The following is a 20660-nucleotide window of genomic DNA, read 5'->3' as shown; positions in this document are numbered from 1 at the left end:
GCCCGGTTACATTCCGAACCCGGAAGCTAAGCCTTACAGCGCCGATGGTACTGCAGGGGGGACCCTGTGGGAGAGTAGGACGCCGCCGAACAAATTTTGAAAGGGTTGGATCTGGAACTTCGGTTCCGGGTCCAACCCTTTTTTGGTTTGCGTAACGCAAAGTTCACGTTGCGCACCGAGCATCCAAGCATGGGTACTGCTGCAATGCTCAGGGCCGCCGGCGTCGGAGTCGGTGACGAGGTCATCGTGCCGGCCTTCGGGAACGCCGAGGTCGCCGAGGCCGTGACACTGGCCTGTGCGCTCCCGGTGTTCGCGGACATAGATCCGGTCACCTACTGCCTGGACGTGACGGCGGTGGAAGCGGCGGTAACCGCCCGTTCCGCGGCTGTCGTTGTCGTACACCGGTTTGGACGGTGGGCCGACGTCAGGGGGTTGCGCGCGCTGGGCCAGCGGCACGGGCTGCTGGTGCTGGAGCAGGGGGAGTCCGAGGCGCCGTACGACGAGATCGCGCAGCGGCGGCAGCGGGCCACCTATCTCGATGCGAAGCTGCGCGGGGTGCGGACGCCGGACGGTGGTGACGGGCACACCTACCAGCAGTACGTCGTGCGGGTGCCGGGGAACGGCCGGCCCGACCGGGACGCCTTCGCTCGTGCCCTGCGGGGCAAGGGAGTTGACTGCAGGGTGCCGGTGAAGACGCCGGTGCACCGGCTGCCGGAGTTCCGCCGGTGCGTGTCCCTGCCGGAGACCGAGCGGGCCGCCGACGAGACGCTGGCGCTGCCCGTGGACGCCTCGTTGACCAAGCGGGAGATGCAGCGGATCGTCTCCGCCTGCAATGCCCTCGGCGGACTGCTTCAGCCCGCCTTCTGAACGGGTTTGGGAACTCGGGTCTGTTCGGGGTATGATCTATTTCGTTGCCGCGGGGGAAACCTCGAAAAGGCGACAGGCCCCCATAGCTCAGTCGGCAGAGCGTCTCCATGGTAAGGAGAAGGTCAACGGTTCGATTCCGTTTGGGGGCTCCATCGAGAAAAGCCCCACCCTTTCGGGTGGGGCTTTTTCGCGTTCCCTTCCGGCCCCGCCCTCAGTCCTTCTGGAGGCCGGGGACCCGCATCGCCAGAATCGCCATGTCGTCCGACGGGGCGTCGGACGCGAAGCGCTCCACCGCGCGCATGATGCGGGCGGCGACCGCGCCTGCCGTCAGGCCCGTACAGGTCGTGAGGACGTCCGCGAGGCCGTCGTCGCCGAGCATGCGGGTGCCTTCGCGGCGTTCGGTCACGCCGTCCGTGACGCAGAGGAGGACATCGCCCGGGTCGAGGGTGACCGTCTGCTCGTACAGTTCCAGGTCCTCGATGACGCCGAGGAGCGGCTGGGGTTCGGCGGCGGCCTCCACCGTGCCGTCCTGACGCAGGCGGAGCGGGAGCGGGTGGCCGGCGCAGACCACCTTCATCTCGGCGCTGCCGTCCTCCTGGGGGCGCATCTCGCCGTAGAGGAGGGTCAGGAAGCGGCTGCGGGCGCCCTCGTCCAGGATGGCCGAGTTGAGGCGCTCCAGGACCGCGGGGCCGCTGAGGCCCTCCCGGGCCAGGAGGCGGAGGGCGTGCCGGGCGAGGCCGGTCACGGCGGCCGCGTTGGGGCCCGTACCGCAGACGTCGCCGATGGCGAAGCCGTAGGCGCCGTCGGAGATGGGGAAGACGTCGTAGAAGTCGCCGCCGACCTCGTTGCCCTCGCCGGCCGCGCGGTAGATGACCTCGACCTCCATGCCGTCGATGTGCGGGGTGCCCGGGGGCAGGAGGCTGCGCTGGAGGGCCTGGCTGATGGCCGTGCGCTCCGAGTACAGGCGGGCGTTGTCGAGGGCCAGGGCGGCCCGTCGGGAGAGGTCCTCGGCCAGTTCGAGGATCTCCTGGCGGAAGTGCTCGTCGGTGGGCTTGCCGAGCGTCAGCATGCCGATGACGCGGTTGCGGGCGACGAGCGGGAGGACGACCGTCTCGCCGCCGACGGCGGAGGCCGTGGCGAGGGTGGGGCCGATGGCGGAGGAGACCTGGCGGGCGGGGCCGCCGGTCAGGCCGAGGGTGCGCATGGAGCTGCGCAGGGCGGCCTGGTGGGCGTGCTCGCCGGGGGCGGTCCAGACCCGGGCGCCGGGGGTGGGTACCGGGTCCGGCGGCGGCACCTTGGAGAGCAACGACTTGATGCCGTCGATGAGTTCCTCGTCCTCGTGCAGGACGTAGGAGAGGTACGGCTCGGAGGCCTGGTCGGCGATCGTGTAGACCGCGCACCAGGTGGCGAGGGTGGGGACCGTCATCTGCGCCATCAGGGCGAGGGTCTGGTCGCGGTCCAGGGTGCCGGCGAGCAGGTCGGAGGCCTCGACCAGGAAGCTGAGCGAGCCGCGGCGCAGCCGCTCCAGCTCGCCCAGGCGGGCCGACTCGACGGCCAGGGCGATGCGGTCGGCGGCGAACTGGAGGCGCAGCGCCTCCTCGTTGGAGTATCTGCCCGGGGCCTCGGCCGCGACGCCCAGGGAGCCCGTGAGGCGGCCCTCGACCTTCAGCGGGACCGTGACGACCGAACGCATGCCGGTGCCGCCCAGGAGGGGGACCGCGCCCGGAACGGCCGTCAGATCGTCGTGTACGGCCGGCATACGGGCCGAGCCGTAGCGGCCGGGGCCGGCTTCCACGGGGACGCGTGCGAAGCGCTGACGGGCGGACGGGAGGCCCGTGGAGGCGCGGACCTCCAACTCGGTCTCGTCGTCGGTGGCGAGGAGCAGGAAGGCGGAGTCGCCGTCGAGCATGTCGCGGGCGCGTTCCACGGTGCGCTGGAGGAGGCCGTCGAGGTCGTCCGGGGCCGGGGAGCCGATGAACACCTCGAAGGGGTCGGTGCTCTGGCCGTCCGAGGTGCCGACGCCGTCGGCGGAGGGGACGCGCAACGGGGTCTGCAGGACGGCGCGTTCGTGGTCGCGGACCAGCAGGCAGACGGTGGAGGGCTCGCCGCCGGTGTCACGGACCCTCAGGTGCGAGGCGTAGACGGAGGTGACGCGGCCGTCGGCGCCGCGGATGCCGTAACTGCCCTCCCAGCGGGAGAGCTGGAGGGCCTCGGCGATGCCGGTGCCGGTGCCGGGGGTGTGCGGCCAGGCGGCGAGGTCGGTGAGCGGCTTGCCGGTGACCTCGGCGGCGGCGTGGCCGAAGAGTTCCTCGGCGTCCTCGTTCCAGGCCGAGACCGAGCCCTTTCGGTCGATCTGGACGACCGCGACCCGGACCCTGCCGTCGGCGAGGGGCAGGAGGTCGGCAGGGAGGGACGGTCCCGCCGCGCGGGTGCCCACCGGGCGCTCGGGGAGATCGAGCTGGAACCAGACGTTCTTGTGGGTGGGCGTGTACTCGACACCCCAGCGGGCGGCGAGGGCCGCGCACAGCTGGAGTCCGCGGCCGCCCTCGCGGTCGGGGCTGCCCATGTTGATCGCGGAGCCCTGGAGCGGGACCTCGCGTTCCGGGTAGCGGTCGGCGACCTCGATGCGTACGCCGTCGTCCGTGCGCAGGCACAGGACGTCGGCGTGGGTGCCCGCGTGCACCACGGCGTTGGTCACCAGTTCGCTGGTGAGGACCACGGCGTCGTCGACGACGTCGGCGAAGCCCCAGCCCTGGAGCGTGTCGCGGACGAAGGAGCGGGCGGTCGCGACCGATCGCCCGACGGGCTCGAAGGTGGAGGCCGCGCGCGCGGTGATCACAGAACTCCTCGACCGGGTCTCGACATGCGGGCTTCCCTGGCCGGTCGGCTCGTGCCGCTGTTGCGGCATGCGCTCGCCCGTGGGCCGTGGCTCCGGGTTGTGTCCCCCGGGGATCACTCCGGTGGTCATGGTCTGCGGCCGCCCCTCCGAATGCCCGCTCGTTCTCGTGCCACCGCCCAGGCCGGACGGACCGGTACGGCTGGACAGCCGCATGCAAGGTTACTTACCTTCGCCGTCCGAGCGGATGCCGGTCGCCAGTGTTTACGCCCCCAGGGTGTGCGGACGATGTGCGAAGCTGCCGAACTGTTATGGCCTGGTTCGGACAGGGTGAAACACTGGGCAAGCTTCTGGTGAAGGTCCGGTCAGCCTGAGTGCGTTCCGTGTACGGCGGGCAGCAGCCCCTGGTGTGGCCGGATCTCATCTGGCAGAAATACCCAGCAGTAACTGGTACGCCGAAGTAAGCGGTACGCCGAGTATGGCGGTATCCGAGCACAGCAGTAACGGTCGACCCCTGCGGGAGGGACACAGTGGAGTCTGGCGCAGCGACGCGGGGCACTAAGGCGCGCGCGAAAGGCGGACCCTCCCTGAGCAGGCGGCGGGGTGGCGGCGGGACCACGGAGGTGGACTCGGCGGCCCTGGACCGGCTGCTGGTGGCCCTGGTGGCGATGCGGGACGGCAACTTCCGTAAGCGGCTCACGGTGTCGGGCGACGGCGTGATGTCGGAGATCGCGGCGGTCTTCAACGAGGTGGCCGACCGTAATCTCCACCTCACGGGTGAGTTGTCCCGGGTGCGGCGTGTCGTCGGACGTGAGGGAAAACTCACGGAACGGCTGGAAACGGGTGCCTGTGAAGGCTCTTGGGCGGCCGCCGTCGACAACTCCAATGCCCTGGTGGACGATCTCGTCCGGCCGGTCTCTGAGGTGGGCCGGGTCCTGACGGCGGTGGCGGAGGGTGATCTGTCGCCGCGGATGGAGCTGCGGACGCAGTCGGCGGACGGGGCCGGGCATCCGTTGCGCGGTGAGTTCCTGAAGGTCGGGCGGACCGTCAACAACCTGGTCGACCAGTTGTCGACGTTCACCGACGAGGTCACGCGTGTGGCCAGCGAGGTGGGCACCGAGGGCAAGCTGGGCGGTCAGGCCCGGGTGCGCGGTATGTCCGGTTCATGGCGGGATCTCACCGACTCCGTCAACACGATGGCGAACAGGCTGACGGCGCAGGTGCGGGACATCGCGCTGGTGACGACGGCGGTCGCCAAGGGTGACCTGTCGCGGAAGGTCACCGTCCAGGTCGCCGGCGAGATGCTGGAGCTGAAGGAAACCGTCAACACGATGGTGGACCAGCTGTCCGCGTTCTCCTCCGAGGTGACCCGGGTCGCCCGTGAGGTGGGTACGGACGGCATCCTGGGCGGTCAGGCGCATGTCCCGGGGGTGGCGGGTACGTGGAAGGAGCTCACGGACTCCGTCAACACGATGGCCGGCAACCTGACGGCGCAGGTGCGCGGGATCTCGGAGGTGACCACCGCGGTCGCCAACGGTGACCTGTCGCGCAAGGTGACCGTCCCGGCGCGGGGTGAGGTCGCGCAGCTCGCCGAGACGATCAACCAGATGACCGAGACGCTGCGGATCTTCGCGGACGAGGTCACCCGGGTGGCCAACGAGGTCGGTGCCGCCGGGCAGCTGGGCGGTCAGGCGAACGTGCCGGGTGTGGCGGGTACGTGGAAGGACCTGACGGACTCCGTCAACACGGTGTTCCGGAATCTGACGATTCAGGTGCGGGACATCGCCCAGGTGACGACGTCGGTGGCCAACGGTGACCTCTCGCAGAAGGTCACGGTCGACGTGGCCGGCGAGATGCTGGAGCTGAAGAACACCGTCAACGGCATGGTTGATCAACTGTCGTCGTTCGGTGCGGAGGTCACCCGGGTGGCCCGGGAGATCGGCGTCGAGGGTGAGCTGGGCGGCCAGGCGCAGGTGCCCGGAGCCGCGGGAACGTGGAAGGACTTGACGGACTCCGTCAACACCGCATTCCGCAACCTCACCGGCCAGGTGCGCAATATCGCCCAGGTGACGACGGCGGTGGCCAACGGCGACCTCTCGCAGAAGGTCACGGTCGACGTCTCCGGCGAGATGCTGAAGCTGAAGAACACCGTGAACACGATGGTGGACCAGCTCTCCAGCTTCGCCGACCAGGTGACGCGGATGGCCAGGGACGTGGGCACCGAGGGGCGGCTGGGCGGTCAGGCCCGGGTGGACGGCGTCTCGGGCACCTGGAAGGAGCTCACGGACTCCGTCAACTTCATGGCCGGCAACCTGACCTCGCAGGTGCGGCAGATCGCCCAGGTGACGACGGCGGTGGCGCGGGGCGACCTGTCCCAGAAGATCGACGTCGACGCGCGCGGCGAGATCCTGGAACTGAAGAACACGATCAACACGATGGTCGATCAACTCTCCGCCTTCGCCGACCAGGTCACCAAGGTGGCCCGTGAGGTGGGCACGGAGGGCCGCCTCGGCGGTCAGGCGCAGGTCCCCGGTGTGGCCGGTGTGTGGCGGGACCTGACGGATTCCGTGAACGGCATGGCCGGCAACCTGACGGCCCAGGTGCGCAACATCGCGCAGGTGGCGACCGCGGTGGCCCGCGGTGACCTCTCCCAGAAGATCACCGTGGACGCGCGCGGGGAGATCCAGGAGCTGAAGAACACCCTGAACACGATGGTGGATCAGCTGTCGTCGTTCGCCCAGGAGGTCACGCGCGTCGCGCGCGAGGTGGGCACCGAGGGCATCCTCGGCGGCCAGGCCGAGGTGCAGGGGGTGGCGGGCACCTGGAAGGACCTCACCCAGTCCGTGAACTTCATGGCGAACAACCTGACGATCCAGGTGCGCAACATCGCCGAGGTCACGACGGCCGTCGCCAAGGGCGATCTGTCGAAGAAGATCACTGTTGACGCGAAGGGCGAGATCCTCGAACTCGTCACGACGGTCAACACGATGGTCGACCAGCTGTCCAGCTTCGCCGAGCAGGTGACCCGGGTGGCCCGTGAGGTGGGTACCGAGGGCATCCTGGGCGGTCAGGCGCACGTTCCGGGTATCACGGGTATCTGGAAGGACCTCAGCAACAACGTGAACCTGATGGCCAACAACCTGACCACACAGGTGCGGAACATCTCCCAGGTCTCGGCGGCGGTCGCCAACGGCGACCTGACCCGGCAGGTCACCATCGAGGCGAGCGGTGAGGTGGCCCAGCTCGCCGACACGATCAACACGATGGTGAAGACGCTGAGTTCGTTCGCGGACCAGGTCACCAAGGTGGCCCGTGAGGTGGGTACGGACGGCATCCTGGGCGGTCAGGCGCATGTGCCGGGTGTGGCGGGCACGTGGAAGGACCTCACCGAGTCGGTGAACGGGATGGCGTCGAACCTGACCGGCCAGGTGCGCAACATCGCGATGGTCACCACGGCCATCGCCAAGGGCGACCTGACCAAGAAGATCGACATTGACGCCCGTGGTGAGATCCTCGAACTCAAGACGACGATCAACACCATGGTTGATCAGCTGTCCAGTTTCGCCGAGGAGGTCACGCGTGTGGCCCGCGAGGTGGGCACCGAGGGGCAGCTGGGCGGTCAGGCACGCGTGCGGGACGTCGACGGCACCTGGCGGGACTTGACCGAGTCCGTGAACGAGATGGCCGGGAACCTGACCCGGCAGGTGCGTGCCATCGCGCGCGTGGCGACCGCGGTGACCCGTGGCGACCTGAACCTGAAGATCGACGTGGACGCGTCCGGCGAGATCAAGGAACTCCAGGACTACACCAACAAGATGATCGCCAACCTGCGCGACACCACCGTCGCCAACCAGGAGCAGGACTGGCTGAAGGGCAACCTGGCGCGGATCTCCGCGCTGATGCAGGGCCGTCGCGACCTGGCGGACGTGGCCTCGCTGATCATGAGCGAGCTGACGCCCGTGGTCTCGGCGCAGCACGGCGCGTTCTTCCTGGGGATGCCGCTGGTCGACGGCAAGGACGCGAGCACCGAGAACGAGGACGCGTACGAGCTGCGCATGCTGGGGTCGTACGGCTACTCGATGGGCTCCATGCCGACGTCGTTCCGGCCCGGTGAGGCGCTGATCGGCACGGCCGCCAAGGAGAAGCGGACGATCCTCGTGGAGAAGGCGCCCTCCGGTTATCTGAAGATCTCCTCGGGGCTCGGCGAGGCCCCGCCGGCGCAGGTGATCGTGCTTCCGGTGCTGTTCGAGGGCAAGGTGCTCGGTGTGATCGAGCTGGCGTCCTTCACGCCGTTCACGCAGATCCAGAAGGACTTCCTGAACCAGATCGCCGAGATGATCGCGACCAGCGTCAACACCATCTCCGTCAACACCAAGACCGAGGTGCTGCTGAAGCAGTCGCAGGAGCTGACCGAACAGCTGCAGGAGCGGTCGGCCGAGCTGGAGAACCGGCAGAAGGCCCTCCAGGCGTCCAACGCCGAACTGGAGGAGAAGGCCGAGCTGCTGGCCCAGCAGAACCGCGACATCGAGGTGAAGAACACCGAGATCGAGGAGGCCCGGCAGGTCCTGGAGGAGCGCGCCGAGCAACTCGCCGTCTCCATGCGCTACAAGAGCGAGTTCCTCGCCAACATGTCGCACGAGCTGCGCACCCCGCTCAACTCGCTGCTGATCCTGGCCAAGCTGCTCGCGGACAACGCGGAGGGCAATCTCTCGCCCAAGCAGGTCGAGTTCGCCGAGACCATCCACGGGGCCGGTTCCGACCTGCTGCAGCTGATCAACGACATCCTGGACCTGTCGAAGGTCGAGGCGGGCAAGATGGACGTCTCCCCGACGCGTATCGCGCTGGTCCAGCTCGTGGACTACGTGGAGGCCACCTTCCGGCCGCTGACCGCGGAGAAGGGCCTGGACCTGTCCGTACGGGTCTCGCCGGAGCTGCCCGCCACCCTGCACACCGACGAACAGCGGCTTCTCCAGGTGCTGCGCAACCTGCTCTCCAACGCGGTGAAGTTCACCGACTCCGGGTCGGTGGAGCTGGTGATCCGGCCGGCGAGCGGCGATGTGCCGGTGGGGATCAGGGAGCAGCTTCTGGAGGCCGGTTCGCTCAGTGATCCGGACGCGCCGCTGATCGCGTTCTCGGTGACCGACACCGGCATCGGGATCGCGGCCAGCAAGATGCGGGTGATCTTCGAGGCGTTCAAGCAGGCCGACGGCACGACCAGCCGCAAGTACGGCGGTACGGGTCTCGGACTGTCGATCTCGCGGGAGATCGCGCAGCTGCTGGGCGGCGAGATCCACGCGCAGAGCGAACCGGGCCGCGGCTCGACGTTCACGCTGTATCTGCCGCTGCACCCCAGCGAGCTGCCGCCGCAGGGCTACCAGCAGTCCGTGCCCGCGCTGGAGGCCGGGGACCTGGTCGCCTCCCAGAACCACTCCATGGAGCTGTCCGGCGCGGAGATCGAGACGCCGGCCGAGGTGAAGTCGTACCAGGAGACCCAGAACGGTGCCGCCGCGCTCTTCCGGCGCCGGCGGCGGGGCGTCCCGCAGCTGACCGAGGCGTGGCCGGTCCTCGCCGAGCAGGAGTCGCGGGCGCCGCAGCCGCGCCGGGGCGTGCGGTTCGCCGGGGAGAAGGTGCTGATCGTCGACGACGACATCCGTAACGTCTTCGCGCTCACCAGCGTCCTGGAGCAGCACGGTCTGTCGGTGCTGTACGCCGAGAACGGCCGGGAGGGCATCGAGGTGCTTGAACAGCACGACGATGTCGCGGTCGTCCTGATGGACATCATGATGCCGGAGATGGACGGCTATGCGACGACCACGGCGATCCGCCGGATGCCGCAGTTCGCCGGACTGCCGATCATCGCGCTGACCGCCAAGGCGATGAAGGGCGACCGGGAGAAGGCGATCGAGTCGGGCGCGTCCGACTATGTCACCAAGCCGGTCGATCCCGATCACCTGCTGGCGGTGATGGAGCAGTGGATGCGCGAGGAGTGACCGGAGCGACCAGGTGTGATGTGAACGTTACGGGAACCTTCCGTGTGCACGGGGAGTTGCTGACTCAGGGTGGCCGGACCCGTGTAGAAGTACGGGATTGGGGGAACCTTCTGGTCTCCGGCTGCGTTTCTGCTACGTGCACAGTGACATCGCGGTGACAGGGTGTGGCGACAGGCGGGGTGCGGCTACCATGACCGGCACAAGGACGGGCGGCGAAAGGGAGTCGTCCCCTGGGGCGGCGCCCGGTGCACATCCGGGGCGAGGAGGGCGGGCCATGGTGCAGAAGGCCAAGATCCTCCTGGTCGATGACCGGCCGGAGAATCTGCTGGCGCTGGAGGCGATCCTCTCTGCGTTGGATCAGACACTGGTGCGGGCATCGTCCGGGGAGGAAGCGCTCAAGGCACTGCTCACGGACGACTTCGCGGTCATTCTGCTGGACGTCCAGATGCCGGGCATGGATGGATTCGAGACCGCGGCGCACATCAAGCGCCGGGAGCGGACCCGGGACATCCCGATCATCTTCCTCACCGCCATCAACCATGGCCCGCACCACACCTTCCGGGGCTATGCGGCGGGCGCGGTCGACTACATCTCCAAGCCCTTCGACCCGTGGGTGCTGCGCGCCAAGGTCTCGGTCTTCGTCGAGCTGTACATGAAGAACTGCCAGCTCCGTGAGCAGGCGGCGCTGCTGCGGCTGCAGTTGGAGGGCGGCGGCAAGGGCGGCGCGGTCGCCGGCAAGGAGTCCGCGGGGCTGCTCGCCGAGCTCTCCGCACGGCTCGCGGCCGTCGAGGAGCAGGCCGAGGCCCTGTCCAAGCAACTGGACGACGAGTCCGCGGACGCGGCGGCGGTGGCCACGGCGGCCCATCTGGAGCGCAAACTGACCGGGCTGCGCCGGGCGCTGGACGCCCTGGAGCCGGGCACGGGCGGCAGCGCCCCGGCGCTCCCTTCGCAGAACTGACCCCGAGTGCGGCCGGAGTTGCCCATGAGTCCGCGTCAGCTCCGCGCCCCGGCAAGGGCGACACGAACGGGTGAAGCAGTGGGCACACGTGTCCCCTGCCGCATCCCCCGGTAATCTCACACCCATGGCCTCACGTCCCTCGGCAGCCAAGAAGCAGCCCGCGAAGAAGGCCGCTCCCTCGAAGGCTCCGGCGAAGAAGGCCGCCGCGAAGAAAGCCCCGGCCAAGAAGGCGCCCGCCAAGAGGACCGCGGCGAAGAAGTCCGCGCCGGCGCCCAAACCGGCGCCCAGCCCCACCGGGGGCGTGTACCGCCTGGTGCGCGCCGTCTGGCTGGGCCTCGCGCATGCCGTCGGGGCCGTCTTCCGCGGCATAGGACAGGGAGCCAAGAACCTGGACCCCGCCCACCGCAAGGACGGCGTCGCCCTGCTGCTGCTCGGCATCGCCCTGATCGTCGCCGCCGGCACCTGGGCCGATCTGCGCGGTCCGGTCGGCGACCTGGTCGAGATCCTCGTCACCGGCGCCTTCGGCCGCCTCGACCTGCTGGTGCCGATACTGCTCGCGGTGATCGCCGTACGGTTCATGCGCCACCCCGAGCAGCCGGAGGCCAACGGCCGGATCGTGATCGGCCTGTCCGCGCTGATCATCGGCGTGCTCGGGCAGGTCCACATCGCCTGCGGCTCGCCCGCGCGCAGCGACGGCATGCAGGGCATAAGGGACGCCGGCGGCCTCATCGGCTGGGCGGCGGCGACCCCGCTGACCTACACCATGACCGAGGTCCTCGCCGTGCCGCTGCTGGCACTGCTCACGATCTTCGGGCTGCTCGTCGTCACCGCGACCCCGGTGAACGCCATCCCGCAACGGCTGCGCGCGCTCGGCGTGCGCCTCGGGCTGGTGCACGACCCCGATCCGGACGAGTTCGGCGAGTACGGCGAGGACGACGAGCGCTACGACGAGCAGTGGCGCGAGGCGCTGCCCGCACGCCCCCGCAAGCGCGCGAACGCCCCCGGCGACTACGACCCCGACAGCGCCGAGCAGCAGGCCCTGGCCAAGCGCCGCGGCCGCCCGAGGCGCTCCGCGGTGCCGCAGCCCGAGCTGGGCCGCCAGATGGACGCCGTGGACGTCGCCGCCGCTGCCGCCGCCGCGCTCGACGGGGCCGTCCTGCACGGCATGCCGCCCTCGCCGCTCGTCGCCGACCTCACCCAGGGCGTCAGCGTCGGCGACCGCGAGGACACCACCCCCACGCCCGTGCCGAGTCCGAGCCCCGCCGCGACCCCGAGCCCCAGGCCGGTCCCGGCCGCGCGGCCCAAGCAGGAGAAGCTCGAGGGCGTCGTCGCGGACCTGACCAAACCGGCCCCCGACGAACCCCGCGACCTGCCCCCGCGTGCCGAACAGCTCCAGCTCTCCGGCGACATCACCTACTCGCTGCCCTCGCTGGAACTCCTCACGCGCGGAGGCCCCGGCAAGGCGCGCAGCGAGGCCAACGACCGGGTCGTCGCCTCGCTCACCAACGTGTTCTCCGAGTTCAAGGTCGACGCGGCGGTCACCGGCTTCACGCGCGGGCCGACGGTCACGCGCTACGAGGTCGAGCTGGGCCCGGCCGTGAAGGTCGAGCGGATCACCGCGCTGACCAAGAACATCGCGTACGCCGTCGCCAGCCCCGACGTGCGGATCATCTCGCCGATCCCCGGCAAGTCAGCGGTCGGCATCGAGATCCCGAACACCGACCGCGAGATGGTCAACCTCGGTGACGTGCTCCGGCTGGCCGCCGCCGCCGAGGACGATCACCCCATGCTGGTGGCGCTCGGCAAGGACGTCGAGGGCGGCTATGTGATGGCCAACCTGGCGAAGATGCCGCACGTACTGGTCGCCGGAGCCACCGGTTCAGGTAAGTCGTCGTGCATCAACTGCCTGATCACGTCGATCATGGTCCGCGCGACCCCCGAGGACGTCCGCATGGTCCTCGTCGACCCCAAGCGGGTCGAACTGACCGCCTACGAGGGCATCCCGCACCTGATCACACCGATCATCACCAACCCGAAGCGGGCCGCCGAGGCACTCCAGTGGGTCGTACGCGAGATGGACCTGCGCTACGACGACCTGGCGGCGTTCGGCTACCGGCACATCGACGACTTCAACCAGGCCATCCGCGACGGCAAGCTCAAGACGCCGGAGGGCAGCGAGCGCGAGCTCAAGACGTATCCCTACCTGCTGGTGATCGTCGACGAGCTCGCCGACCTGATGATGGTCGCGCCCCGGGACGTCGAGGACTCGATCGTGCGTATCACGCAGCTCGCGCGCGCGGCCGGCATCCACCTGGTGCTCGCCACCCAGCGGCCGTCCGTCGACGTCGTCACCGGCCTCATCAAGGCGAACGTGCCCTCGCGGCTCGCCTTCGCCACCTCCTCGCTGGCCGACAGCCGCGTCATCCTGGACCAGCCGGGCGCCGAGAAGCTGATCGGCAAGGGCGACGGGCTGTACCTGCCGATGGGGCAGAACAAGCCGACCCGTATGCAGGGCGCGTTCGTCACCGAGGACGAGGTCGCGGCCGTCGTCCAGCACTGCAAGGACCAGATGACGCCGGTCTTCCGGGACGACGTCGTCGTGGGCACCAAGCAGAAGAAGGAGATCGACGAGGACATCGGCGACGACCTCGACCTGCTCTGCCAGGCGGCCGAACTGGTCGTCTCCACCCAGTTCGGCTCCACGTCGATGCTCCAGCGCAAGCTGCGCGTGGGCTTCGCCAAGGCCGGCCGGCTCATGGACCTGATGGAGTCCCGCGGGGTGGTCGGGCCGAGCGAGGGTTCGAAGGCTCGCGACGTTCTGGTGAAACCCGATGAGCTGGATGGAGTGCTTGCCGTGATCCGTGGGGAGTCTGAGGGGTAGGTCTGTCTCAGGGCACGGGCGCCTGTAGACCGGGTGGAGTCACGGTCGTGATCCACTCGTTAGAGATCCTCGGGCAACCGTTTCCCTTTGACGCACGTCAAGTTGAGCGAAAGGAAAGGTGTGCACCCCATTCTGGGGCGCACACCTGACCCGCCATCGGGATGTCCGGCCATACCGATGGCGTACAAAGTCGTACCGCCCGGTTGCCTCACCCTTTTGCACCCCCCATAGACTGAACCTCCAGCACAGGTGGCTACACGCTCGAAAGGCGCCCCCGTGTCCATCGGCAGCAACTCCCCTGAAGACGAGCGTCCGTTCCAAGACGAGTCCGAGGAAAACCGCCCCTCCGTAGGCCGAGCCCTCAAACAGGCCCGCATCGCCGCCGGGCTGACCGTCGACGAAATCAGCGGGAGCACCCGGGTCCGGATCGGCATCGTGCACGCCATCGAGGCGGACGATTTCGCCCCGTGCGGCGGCGATGTCTATGCCCGTGGGCACATCCGGACCCTGGCCAAGGCCGTCGGCCTCGACCCCGAGCCGCTGCTCGCGCAGTTCGCGGCCGAGCACGGTGGTGGGCGGCCCGCGCCGACGCCCGCCGCACCACTGTTCGAGGCGGAACGCATCCGTCCCGAGCGGCGCGGACCCAACTGGACGGCGGCCATGGTCGCCGCGATCGTCGTCGTGATCGGTTTCGTCGGCTTCACCGCCTTCAAGGGCGGCGACGGCGACGACGCCAAGCAGTCCGTCGCCGAGGGCCCGGCCCCGACGACCAGCAAGCCGGTCTCGCCGACCCCGAAGGAGAGCAAGCCGGACAAGACCCCCGAGCCCTCCGACAGCGCGATCGCCGCCGCGCCCCAGGACAAGGTCACCGTCCAGGTCAGCGCGGTCAACGGACGCAGCTGGATCTCGGCCAAGGACCACAACGGCCGGATGCTCTTCGACGGGCTCCTGAAGAAGGGCGACTCCAAGACCTTCCAGGACAGCTCCAAGATCAACCTGATCCTCGGTGACGCCGGAGCGATCCAGCTCTACGTCAACGGGAAGAAGATCGAGGACCAGTTCCAGCCGGGTGCCGTGGAGCGTCTGACGTACACCAAGGGCGACCCCGAAGTCGGATAACTGTTCGGTTCACGCGCGTACACAAGGGGTTGGCCATGATCGGCCAGCCCCTTCGACGTGGGCTGTCAGTGAGACAAAGTAGTCTTGAGCCCATGCCTGAACGCCGTACCGTCGCACTCGTCACTCTCGGCTGCGCCCGTAACGAGGTGGACTCGGAGGAGCTCGCAGGCCGTTTGGAGGCGGACGGCTGGCAGCTTGTCGAGGACGCATCGGACGCGGATGTCGCCGTCGTCAACACCTGTGGTTTCGTCGAGGCCGCCAAGAAGGACTCCGTCGACGCCCTCCTGGAGGCCAATGACCTCAAGGGGCACGGCAGAACCCAGGCCGTCGTGGCGGTGGGCTGCATGGCCGAGCGGTACGGCAAGGAGCTCGCCGAGGCGCTGCCCGAGGCGGACGGCGTGCTCGGCTTCGACGACTACTCCGACATCTCCGACCGGCTGCAGACCATCCTCAACGGCGGCATCCACGCCTCGCACACCCCGCGCGACCGCCGCAAGCTGCTGCCCATCAGCCCGGCCGAGCGGCAGGACTCGGCCGCGACGGTGGCGCTGCCGGGGCACGGGCCGACCGACCTCCCCGAGGGCGTCGCGCCCGCCTCCGGCCCGCGTGCGCCCCTGCGCCGCCGTCTGGACGGCTCCCCGGTCGCCTCGGTGAAGCTCGCCTCCGGCTGCGACCGCCGCTGCTCCTTCTGTGCCATCCCGTCCTTCCGCGGCTCCTTCATCTCCCGCCGCCCGAGCGACGTGCTGAACGAGACCCGCTGGCTGGCCGAGCAGGGGGTGAAGGAGGTGATGCTGGTCTCCGAGAACAACACCTCCTACGGCAAGGACCTGGGTGACATCCGTCTCCTGGAGTCCCTGCTGCCCGATCTCGCCGAGGTCGACGGCATCGAGCGGGTGCGGGTGAGCTACCTCCAGCCCGCCGAGATGCGCCCCGGCCTGATCGACGTACTGACCTCCACGCCGAAGGTCGTCCCGTACTTCGACCTGTCCTTCCAGCACTCGGCGCCGGGTGTGCTGCGCTCCATGCGCCGCTTCGGCGACACCGACCGCTTCCTGGAGCTGCTCGACACCATCCGGAGCAAGGCCCCGCAGGCCGGCGTCCGCTCCAACTTCATCGTCGGCTTCCCGGGTGAGTCCGAGTCCGACCTCGGCGAGCTGGAGCGCTTCCTGAACGGCGCCCGCCTCGACGCCATCGGTGTCTTCGGCTACTCCGACGAGGAGGGCACCGAGGCCGCGACATACGAGAACAAGCTCGACGAGGACGTCGTCGCCGAGCGGCTCGCGCACATCTCCCAGCTCGCCGAGGAACTCGTCTCGCAGCGCGCCGAGGAGCGCGTCGGCGAGACCGTGCACGTCCTGGTGGAGTCGGTGGACGACGAGGAGGGCGTCTACGGCCGCGGCGCCCACCAGGCGCCCGAGACGGACGGACAGGTGCTGCTCACGAGCGGCGAAGGGCTGTCCGTCGGTCGTATGGTCGAGGCGAAGGTGGTCGGTACGGAAGGTGTCGACCTGGTGGCCGAGCCGCTGCAGGGCTCGGCCGCATGGAGCGAGGAGGACGGCAGATGACCGGAGTCCCGGCGTCCGCCGCGGGCGGACCCTCCGGCGCGCAGGGCGCCCCGGGCTCCGCCGCCACCTCCGGTCCTCAGCGAGGTCCGCAGAGCGAGTCCCAGGCCGGCCCGCAGCACGACGAGCGGCCGCCGCGCGGCGGGAAGATCGCGGCCGCCGCCGTCAACCAGGCCAGCGTGTGGAACGTCGCCAATCTGCTGACCATGCTCCGGCTGGTCCTGGTGCCCGGCTTCGTCGCGCTGATGCTGGCCGGCGGCGGGTACGACCCGGCGTGGCGCTCGCTCGCCTGGGCCGCCTTCGCCATCGCGATGATCACCGACCTGTTCGACGGGCATCTGGCCCGCACCTACGACCTCGTCACCGACTTCGGGAAGATCGCCGACCCCATCGCCGACAAGGCGATCATGGGGGCGGCGCTGATCTGTCTGTCCGCGCTGGGCGATCTGCCCTGGTGGGTGACGATCGTGATCCTCGCCCGGGAACTCGGCATCACGCTCATGCGTTTCGTGGTCATCCGCTACGGCGTGATCCCGGCCAGCCGCGGCGGCAAGCTCAAGACCCTCACCCAGGGCGTGGCCGTCGGGATGTACGTGCTGGCACTGACGGGATGGCTGGCGACTCTGAGGTTCTGGGTGATGGCCGCGGCCGTCGTCCTGACCGTGGTCACCGGCCTCGACTATGTGAGACAGGCCATTGTGCTGCGGCAGCAGGGAATCGCCGAGCGCGCGGCGGCGTCGGAGGAGACGGAAGCGTGAATTCCACGGCCGCCGAACTGGTGCGACTACTGACAGTGAGGGGCCAGACCCTCGCTGTCGCCGAGTCGCTGACCGGCGGTCTGGTGGCGGCCGAGATCACCACGGTTCCGGGGGCGTCCAAGGCGTTTCGGGGCTCGGTCACCGCGTACGCCACCGAACTCAAGCACGACCTGCTGGACGTCGACGCCACCCTGCTGGCCCAGCGGGGAGCGGTGGATCCGCAGGTCGCGGCCCAGATGGCGGCCGGAGTGCGGAAGGCGCTGGGCGCCGACTGGGGCCTCGCGACCACCGGGGTCGCCGGTCCGGAACCGCAGGACGGCCGGCCGGTCGGGACCGTTTTCGTGGCCGTGGACGGGCCGTTCGGCCCTGGTTCCGGTTCTGCCGCTGGCGGAAAAGTGGAGGCCCTGCGGTTGAACGGCGACCGCGAGGAAATTCGTAGAGAGAGTGTACGGAGCGTACTCGCACTGCTCCTGAGGGAGCTTGCGAGCGAACAGACCGGGAATGAGCGGACACAGGATACGGAACAGAACGGGGGGTTTTGATGTTTGCAGCCCTGAGTGAACACGACATCGCTCCCCGCACGGCCGCGGCGCAAGGCGGTACGGTGGGGCGTGAAGGATGCGGCTACGCGGTCCGAGGAGGGAGCCACCGATGATTCTGCTCCGTCGCCTGCTGGGTGACGTGCTGCGTCGGCAGCGCCAGCGCCAGGGCCGTACTCTGCGCGAAGTCTCCTCGTCCGCCCGAGTCTCACTCGGCTATCTCTCCGAGGTGGAGCGGGGGCAGAAGGAGGCATCCTCCGAGCTGCTCTCCGCCATCTGCGACGCGCTGGACGTACGGATGTCCGAGCTCATGCGGGAAGTGAGCGACGAGCTCGCCCTCGCCGAGCTGGCCCAGTCCGCCCAGGCCACCGAGTCCGTTCCCACGCCGGTTCGGCCGATGCTGGGTACCGTCTCGGTGACCGGTGTGCCACCGGAACGGGTGACCATCAAGGCACCCGCCGAGGCAGTGGACGTGGTCGCCGCGTGACGCCTGCGCGAGCGTAGACCGATGCGGCGCCGACCCGGCGTCGAAGAAGTGTACGAGGCCCCGGCCGGGGCCTCTCCGGGGAGACCCGGGGAGGTGCGGCCGGGGTCTTCGTGCGTCCGCGGGCGCTGTGCGTCCATTTGCCGGTGTCCGGCGGTGCGGTCATGGTGGGAGGGGCGTGACAGGGGGCCGACCGACCACCGGAGAGAGCATGTACGTCGTGAAGAGCCCGCTGTCCGACGCGGATCTGAAGGCCGTGGCCGAGGCGCTGCAGGGCGCCCTCGTCGATCTGGTGGACCTGGCGCTGGTCGCCAAGCAGATCCACTGGAACGTGGTCGGGCCCCGCTTCCGCTCCGTCCACCTTCAGCTCGACGAGGTCGTGGACACGGCGCGGGCCCACTCCGACACGGTCGCGGAGCGCGCCTCGGCGCTCGGCGTCTCACCGGACGGCCGGGCGGCCACGGTGGCCTCCGGCAGCGGTATCGGCACGGCTCCCGGGGGCTGGGTCAAGGACTCGGACGCGGTGGGCACCCTGGTGGACGCGCTGGGCGCGGTGATCACCCGGATGCGCGACCGGGTGATGTCGACCGCGGAGGCCGATCCGGTGTCCCAGGACATCTTCATCGGGATCACGGCGGATCTGGAGAAACATCACTGGATGTTCCAGGCGGAGAACGTCTAGCGGTGGCCGGGGCGGGGCGACGGCCGTTGCATCGGTGAGCCCTCGGTGCGCCTTTCCGGCGGACCGGGCGGCGTTCTAGCGTCCGGCTGGAGGTGGCGGCCATGGTGGTGGGGCGGATAGTGCGCTGGGGGGTTGCCCTCGGGCTGGCGGCGGTGTGGTGGTGGGCCGTGCTGCGGCTCGTGTTCGCCGACGGCGCCGGGGCGCTGGAGGGGACCGTGGCCGCCGGGGGATGGGGACTGAGCCTGCTGCCGGTGAACTGTGTGCCGAGGGTCCGGGCGGCGGGCGCCCTGGGACCGAGGCGGTGGCGGACGGCCTGGCGGGCCGAGGGGGCTACCAGGGCATCGCCACCCCTCCGTTCGGACGCAGGATCTGGCCCGTCGTGAACGAGGAGGCGTCGGAGGCCAGATAGAGCACGGCGTGCGCGATGTCCTCCGCCTCACCGACCCGGCCCAGCGGTGACATCCGGGTCATCCACGCCTCGGTCTGCCGCTGTTCCTCGCCGTCGTCCCGGGTGGTCATGGGGGTGCGGGTCCAGCCGGGGGCGACCGCGTTGACGCGGATGCCCTGCCGGCCGACCTCGTTGGCGAGCGTCTTGGTCAGCTGGACCACGGCCGCCTTGGCCGCGCCGTAGCAGAGCAGGCCGGGACCGCCGGTGTCGATCGCGCCGGACGCCATCGTGATGATGCTGCCCCCGGTCCGCCCGGCCAGCATCAGGCGGGCCGCCTCCTGGCAGGCGTGCAGGACGCCCTTGAAGTTGACGTCCAGGACCCGGTCGAGGTCCTCGTCCCTGGTCTCCAGGACCGGGCTTCGGTGCATGATCCCGGCGATCGCCGCCATGACGTCGAGCCGTCCGCAGGACTGGACGGCCTGCCCGAGCCGCGCGCGGTCGGTCACGTCGAGGGTGTGGGTGTGGGCGGTGCCGCCCCGGTCCTTGATCAGCGTGGCGGTCTCGTGCAGTCCGTCCGCGTCCCGGTCGGCGCAGTGCACGGTCGCGCCCGCCTCTGCGAGCAGTACGGCGGAGGCCCGGCCGATGCCGCCGGCGGCGCCGGTGACGAATGCCGTGCGTCCGGTGAGGTCGTACGCCTTGAGGGGCATGAGGGGACGGTACGAGCGTTTCTGACGGGTCGTCAATTAGTTGTGCGGGTTCTCCGGGTACGGGGCGGGCCCGGCGCCGGGCCGGGGCCGGTCTGGCAGGCGGGGCACCAGTAGGTGGGGCGCTCGCGGGAGCCGTCGCCCTGGTCGGCGACGCGGATGGGGGTGTGGCAGCGCAGACAGGGGCGGGGTGCGCGGCCGTAGACGAAGAGGTCCTGGTCGCGCAGGCCGGTGGTCCGGCGCACCGGGCGGTCGCGGTTGGCCTCCAGGAGCCGCTGGGCGAGGGCGGGGAGCTTCGCGGCGCGGTCGGCGGGGAGCGCACCGACCGGGAGCCAGGGGGTCGCGCCGATCAGGAAACAGAGCTCGCTCTTGTAGATGTTGCCGATGCCGGCCAGGTTGCGCTGGTCGAGCAGGGTCTCGCCGAGCGGGCGGGCGGGGTCCGCGAGCAGGTTGGCGAGGGCGCGGTCGGGGTTCCAGTCGGGGCCCAGCAGGTCGGGGCCGAGGTGGCCCACGGCGCGTTCCTCCTCGCCGGTGCGCAGGAACTCCAGGACCTGGAGGCGGTATCCGACGGCCGTGCGGTCGGCGGTGCCGAGGATCGCCCGGATCTGGTGCGCCGGGCCGCCCTTCCAGCGCTCGGCGCCGCCGTAGACCTTCCACGCGCCCTCCATCCGCAGATGCGTGTGCAGGGTCAGACCGCCCTCGAAGCGGGTGAGCAGGTGCTTGCCGCGCGGGGTGGTGCCGAGGACGGTTCGGCCGGTGAGGTCGACGGTGGCGTACTGGGGCACCCGGAAGTCGCTGCGGGTCAGCACCTGGCCGGCGAGCGCTTCGTGCAGGCGCCGCGCGGCCTGCCAGACCGTGTCACCTTCGGGCATGGGTCAAGGGTGGCATGCGG

At 69.8% G+C, this 20660-nt stretch carries 13 protein-coding genes, 1 tRNA gene and 1 rRNA gene; 12 read left to right on the top strand and 3 right to left on the bottom strand.

Annotated features, from left to right (window positions below; all coding sequences use genetic code 11):
• From rrf to ACGFZS_RS46680, 3 genes are all read left to right on the top strand, one after another.
• Positions 1 to 91: ribosomal RNA gene (rrf, locus tag ACGFZS_RS46690) — 5S ribosomal RNA — on the top strand; the annotation flags it as partial.
• Positions 92 to 189: 98 nt separating this feature from the next.
• Positions 190 to 867, top strand: coding sequence for a DegT/DnrJ/EryC1/StrS family aminotransferase (locus ACGFZS_RS46685; RefSeq protein WP_393800295.1), 678 nt, complete (start codon positions 190 to 192; stop codon positions 865 to 867).
• 76 nt (positions 868 to 943) lie between these two features.
• Positions 944 to 1019 (top strand) — tRNA-Thr (locus tag ACGFZS_RS46680).
• Positions 1020 to 1078: 59 nt separating this feature from the next.
• Here ACGFZS_RS46680 and ACGFZS_RS46675 read toward each other — a convergent pair.
• Positions 1079 to 3835: a SpoIIE family protein phosphatase gene (locus tag ACGFZS_RS46675; protein ID WP_393800294.1), complete on the bottom strand. Its 2757-nt coding sequence runs from the start codon at positions 3833 to 3835 to the stop codon at positions 1079 to 1081.
• A 398-nt stretch (positions 3836 to 4233) separates the two neighbouring features.
• Here ACGFZS_RS46675 and ACGFZS_RS46670 point away from each other — a divergent pair, with 398 nt between their 5' ends.
• The 9 genes from ACGFZS_RS46670 to ACGFZS_RS46630 all read left to right on the top strand — a co-directional run bounded on the left by ACGFZS_RS46670 (position 4234) and on the right by ACGFZS_RS46630 (position 18676).
• Positions 4234 to 9693 (top strand): HAMP domain-containing protein, encoded by a 5460-nt coding sequence (locus tag ACGFZS_RS46670; protein ID WP_393800293.1) that lies wholly within the window; start codon positions 4234 to 4236, stop codon positions 9691 to 9693.
• A gap of 274 nt (positions 9694 to 9967) precedes the next feature.
• Positions 9968 to 10651: a response regulator gene (locus ACGFZS_RS46665; RefSeq protein WP_355721381.1), complete on the top strand. Its 684-nt coding sequence runs from the start codon at positions 9968 to 9970 to the stop codon at positions 10649 to 10651.
• A gap of 124 nt (positions 10652 to 10775) precedes the next feature.
• The gene (locus ACGFZS_RS46660; RefSeq protein WP_393800292.1) at positions 10776 to 13532 is read left to right on the top strand and encodes a DNA translocase FtsK; all 2757 of its coding nucleotides are present in this window, start codon (positions 10776 to 10778) and stop codon (positions 13530 to 13532) included.
• 276 nt (positions 13533 to 13808) lie between these two features.
• Positions 13809 to 14651 (top strand): RodZ domain-containing protein, encoded by an 843-nt coding sequence (locus ACGFZS_RS46655; RefSeq protein WP_393800291.1) that lies wholly within the window; start codon positions 13809 to 13811, stop codon positions 14649 to 14651.
• A 92-nt stretch (positions 14652 to 14743) separates the two neighbouring features.
• Entirely contained in the window at positions 14744 to 16216 is a 1473-nt protein-coding gene (rimO, locus tag ACGFZS_RS46650) for a 30S ribosomal protein S12 methylthiotransferase RimO (protein ID WP_355721373.1), read from the top strand.
• Positions 16213 to 16971 (top strand): CDP-diacylglycerol--glycerol-3-phosphate 3-phosphatidyltransferase, encoded by a 759-nt coding sequence (pgsA, locus tag ACGFZS_RS46645; RefSeq protein WP_393545482.1) that lies wholly within the window; start codon positions 16213 to 16215, stop codon positions 16969 to 16971. Before rimO ends, pgsA begins: the two co-directional genes overlap by 4 nt.
• The gene (locus tag ACGFZS_RS46640; RefSeq protein ID WP_365686420.1) at positions 16968 to 17513 is read left to right on the top strand and encodes a CinA family protein; all 546 of its coding nucleotides are present in this window, start codon (positions 16968 to 16970) and stop codon (positions 17511 to 17513) included. Before pgsA ends, ACGFZS_RS46640 begins: the two co-directional genes overlap by 4 nt.
• A 109-nt stretch (positions 17514 to 17622) precedes the next feature.
• On the top strand, positions 17623 to 17997 hold the full coding sequence (locus ACGFZS_RS46635) for a helix-turn-helix transcriptional regulator (RefSeq protein ID WP_132894382.1): 375 nt from the start codon (positions 17623 to 17625) through the stop codon (positions 17995 to 17997).
• Positions 17998 to 18205: 208 nt separating this feature from the next.
• Positions 18206 to 18676: a DNA starvation/stationary phase protection protein gene (locus ACGFZS_RS46630; protein ID WP_365686417.1), complete on the top strand. Its 471-nt coding sequence runs from the start codon at positions 18206 to 18208 to the stop codon at positions 18674 to 18676.
• A gap of 330 nt (positions 18677 to 19006) precedes the next feature.
• Here ACGFZS_RS46630 and ACGFZS_RS46625 read toward each other — a convergent pair whose 3' ends face one another.
• Positions 19007 to 19771 (bottom strand): SDR family NAD(P)-dependent oxidoreductase, encoded by a 765-nt coding sequence (locus ACGFZS_RS46625; protein WP_393800290.1) that lies wholly within the window; start codon positions 19769 to 19771, stop codon positions 19007 to 19009.
• A gap of 32 nt (positions 19772 to 19803) precedes the next feature.
• Positions 19804 to 20640 (bottom strand): Fpg/Nei family DNA glycosylase, encoded by an 837-nt coding sequence (locus tag ACGFZS_RS46620; protein WP_393800289.1) that lies wholly within the window; start codon positions 20638 to 20640, stop codon positions 19804 to 19806.
• Between the last annotated feature and the right edge of the window lie 20 nt (positions 20641 to 20660).

This window comes from Streptomyces sp. NPDC048288 (assembly GCF_043201555.1).
Classification (GTDB): Bacteria; Actinomycetota; Actinomycetes; order Streptomycetales; family Streptomycetaceae; genus Streptomyces.
The sequence above is the reverse complement of the archived record's forward strand: the minus strand, read 5'-3'. Positions and strand labels throughout refer to the sequence as shown.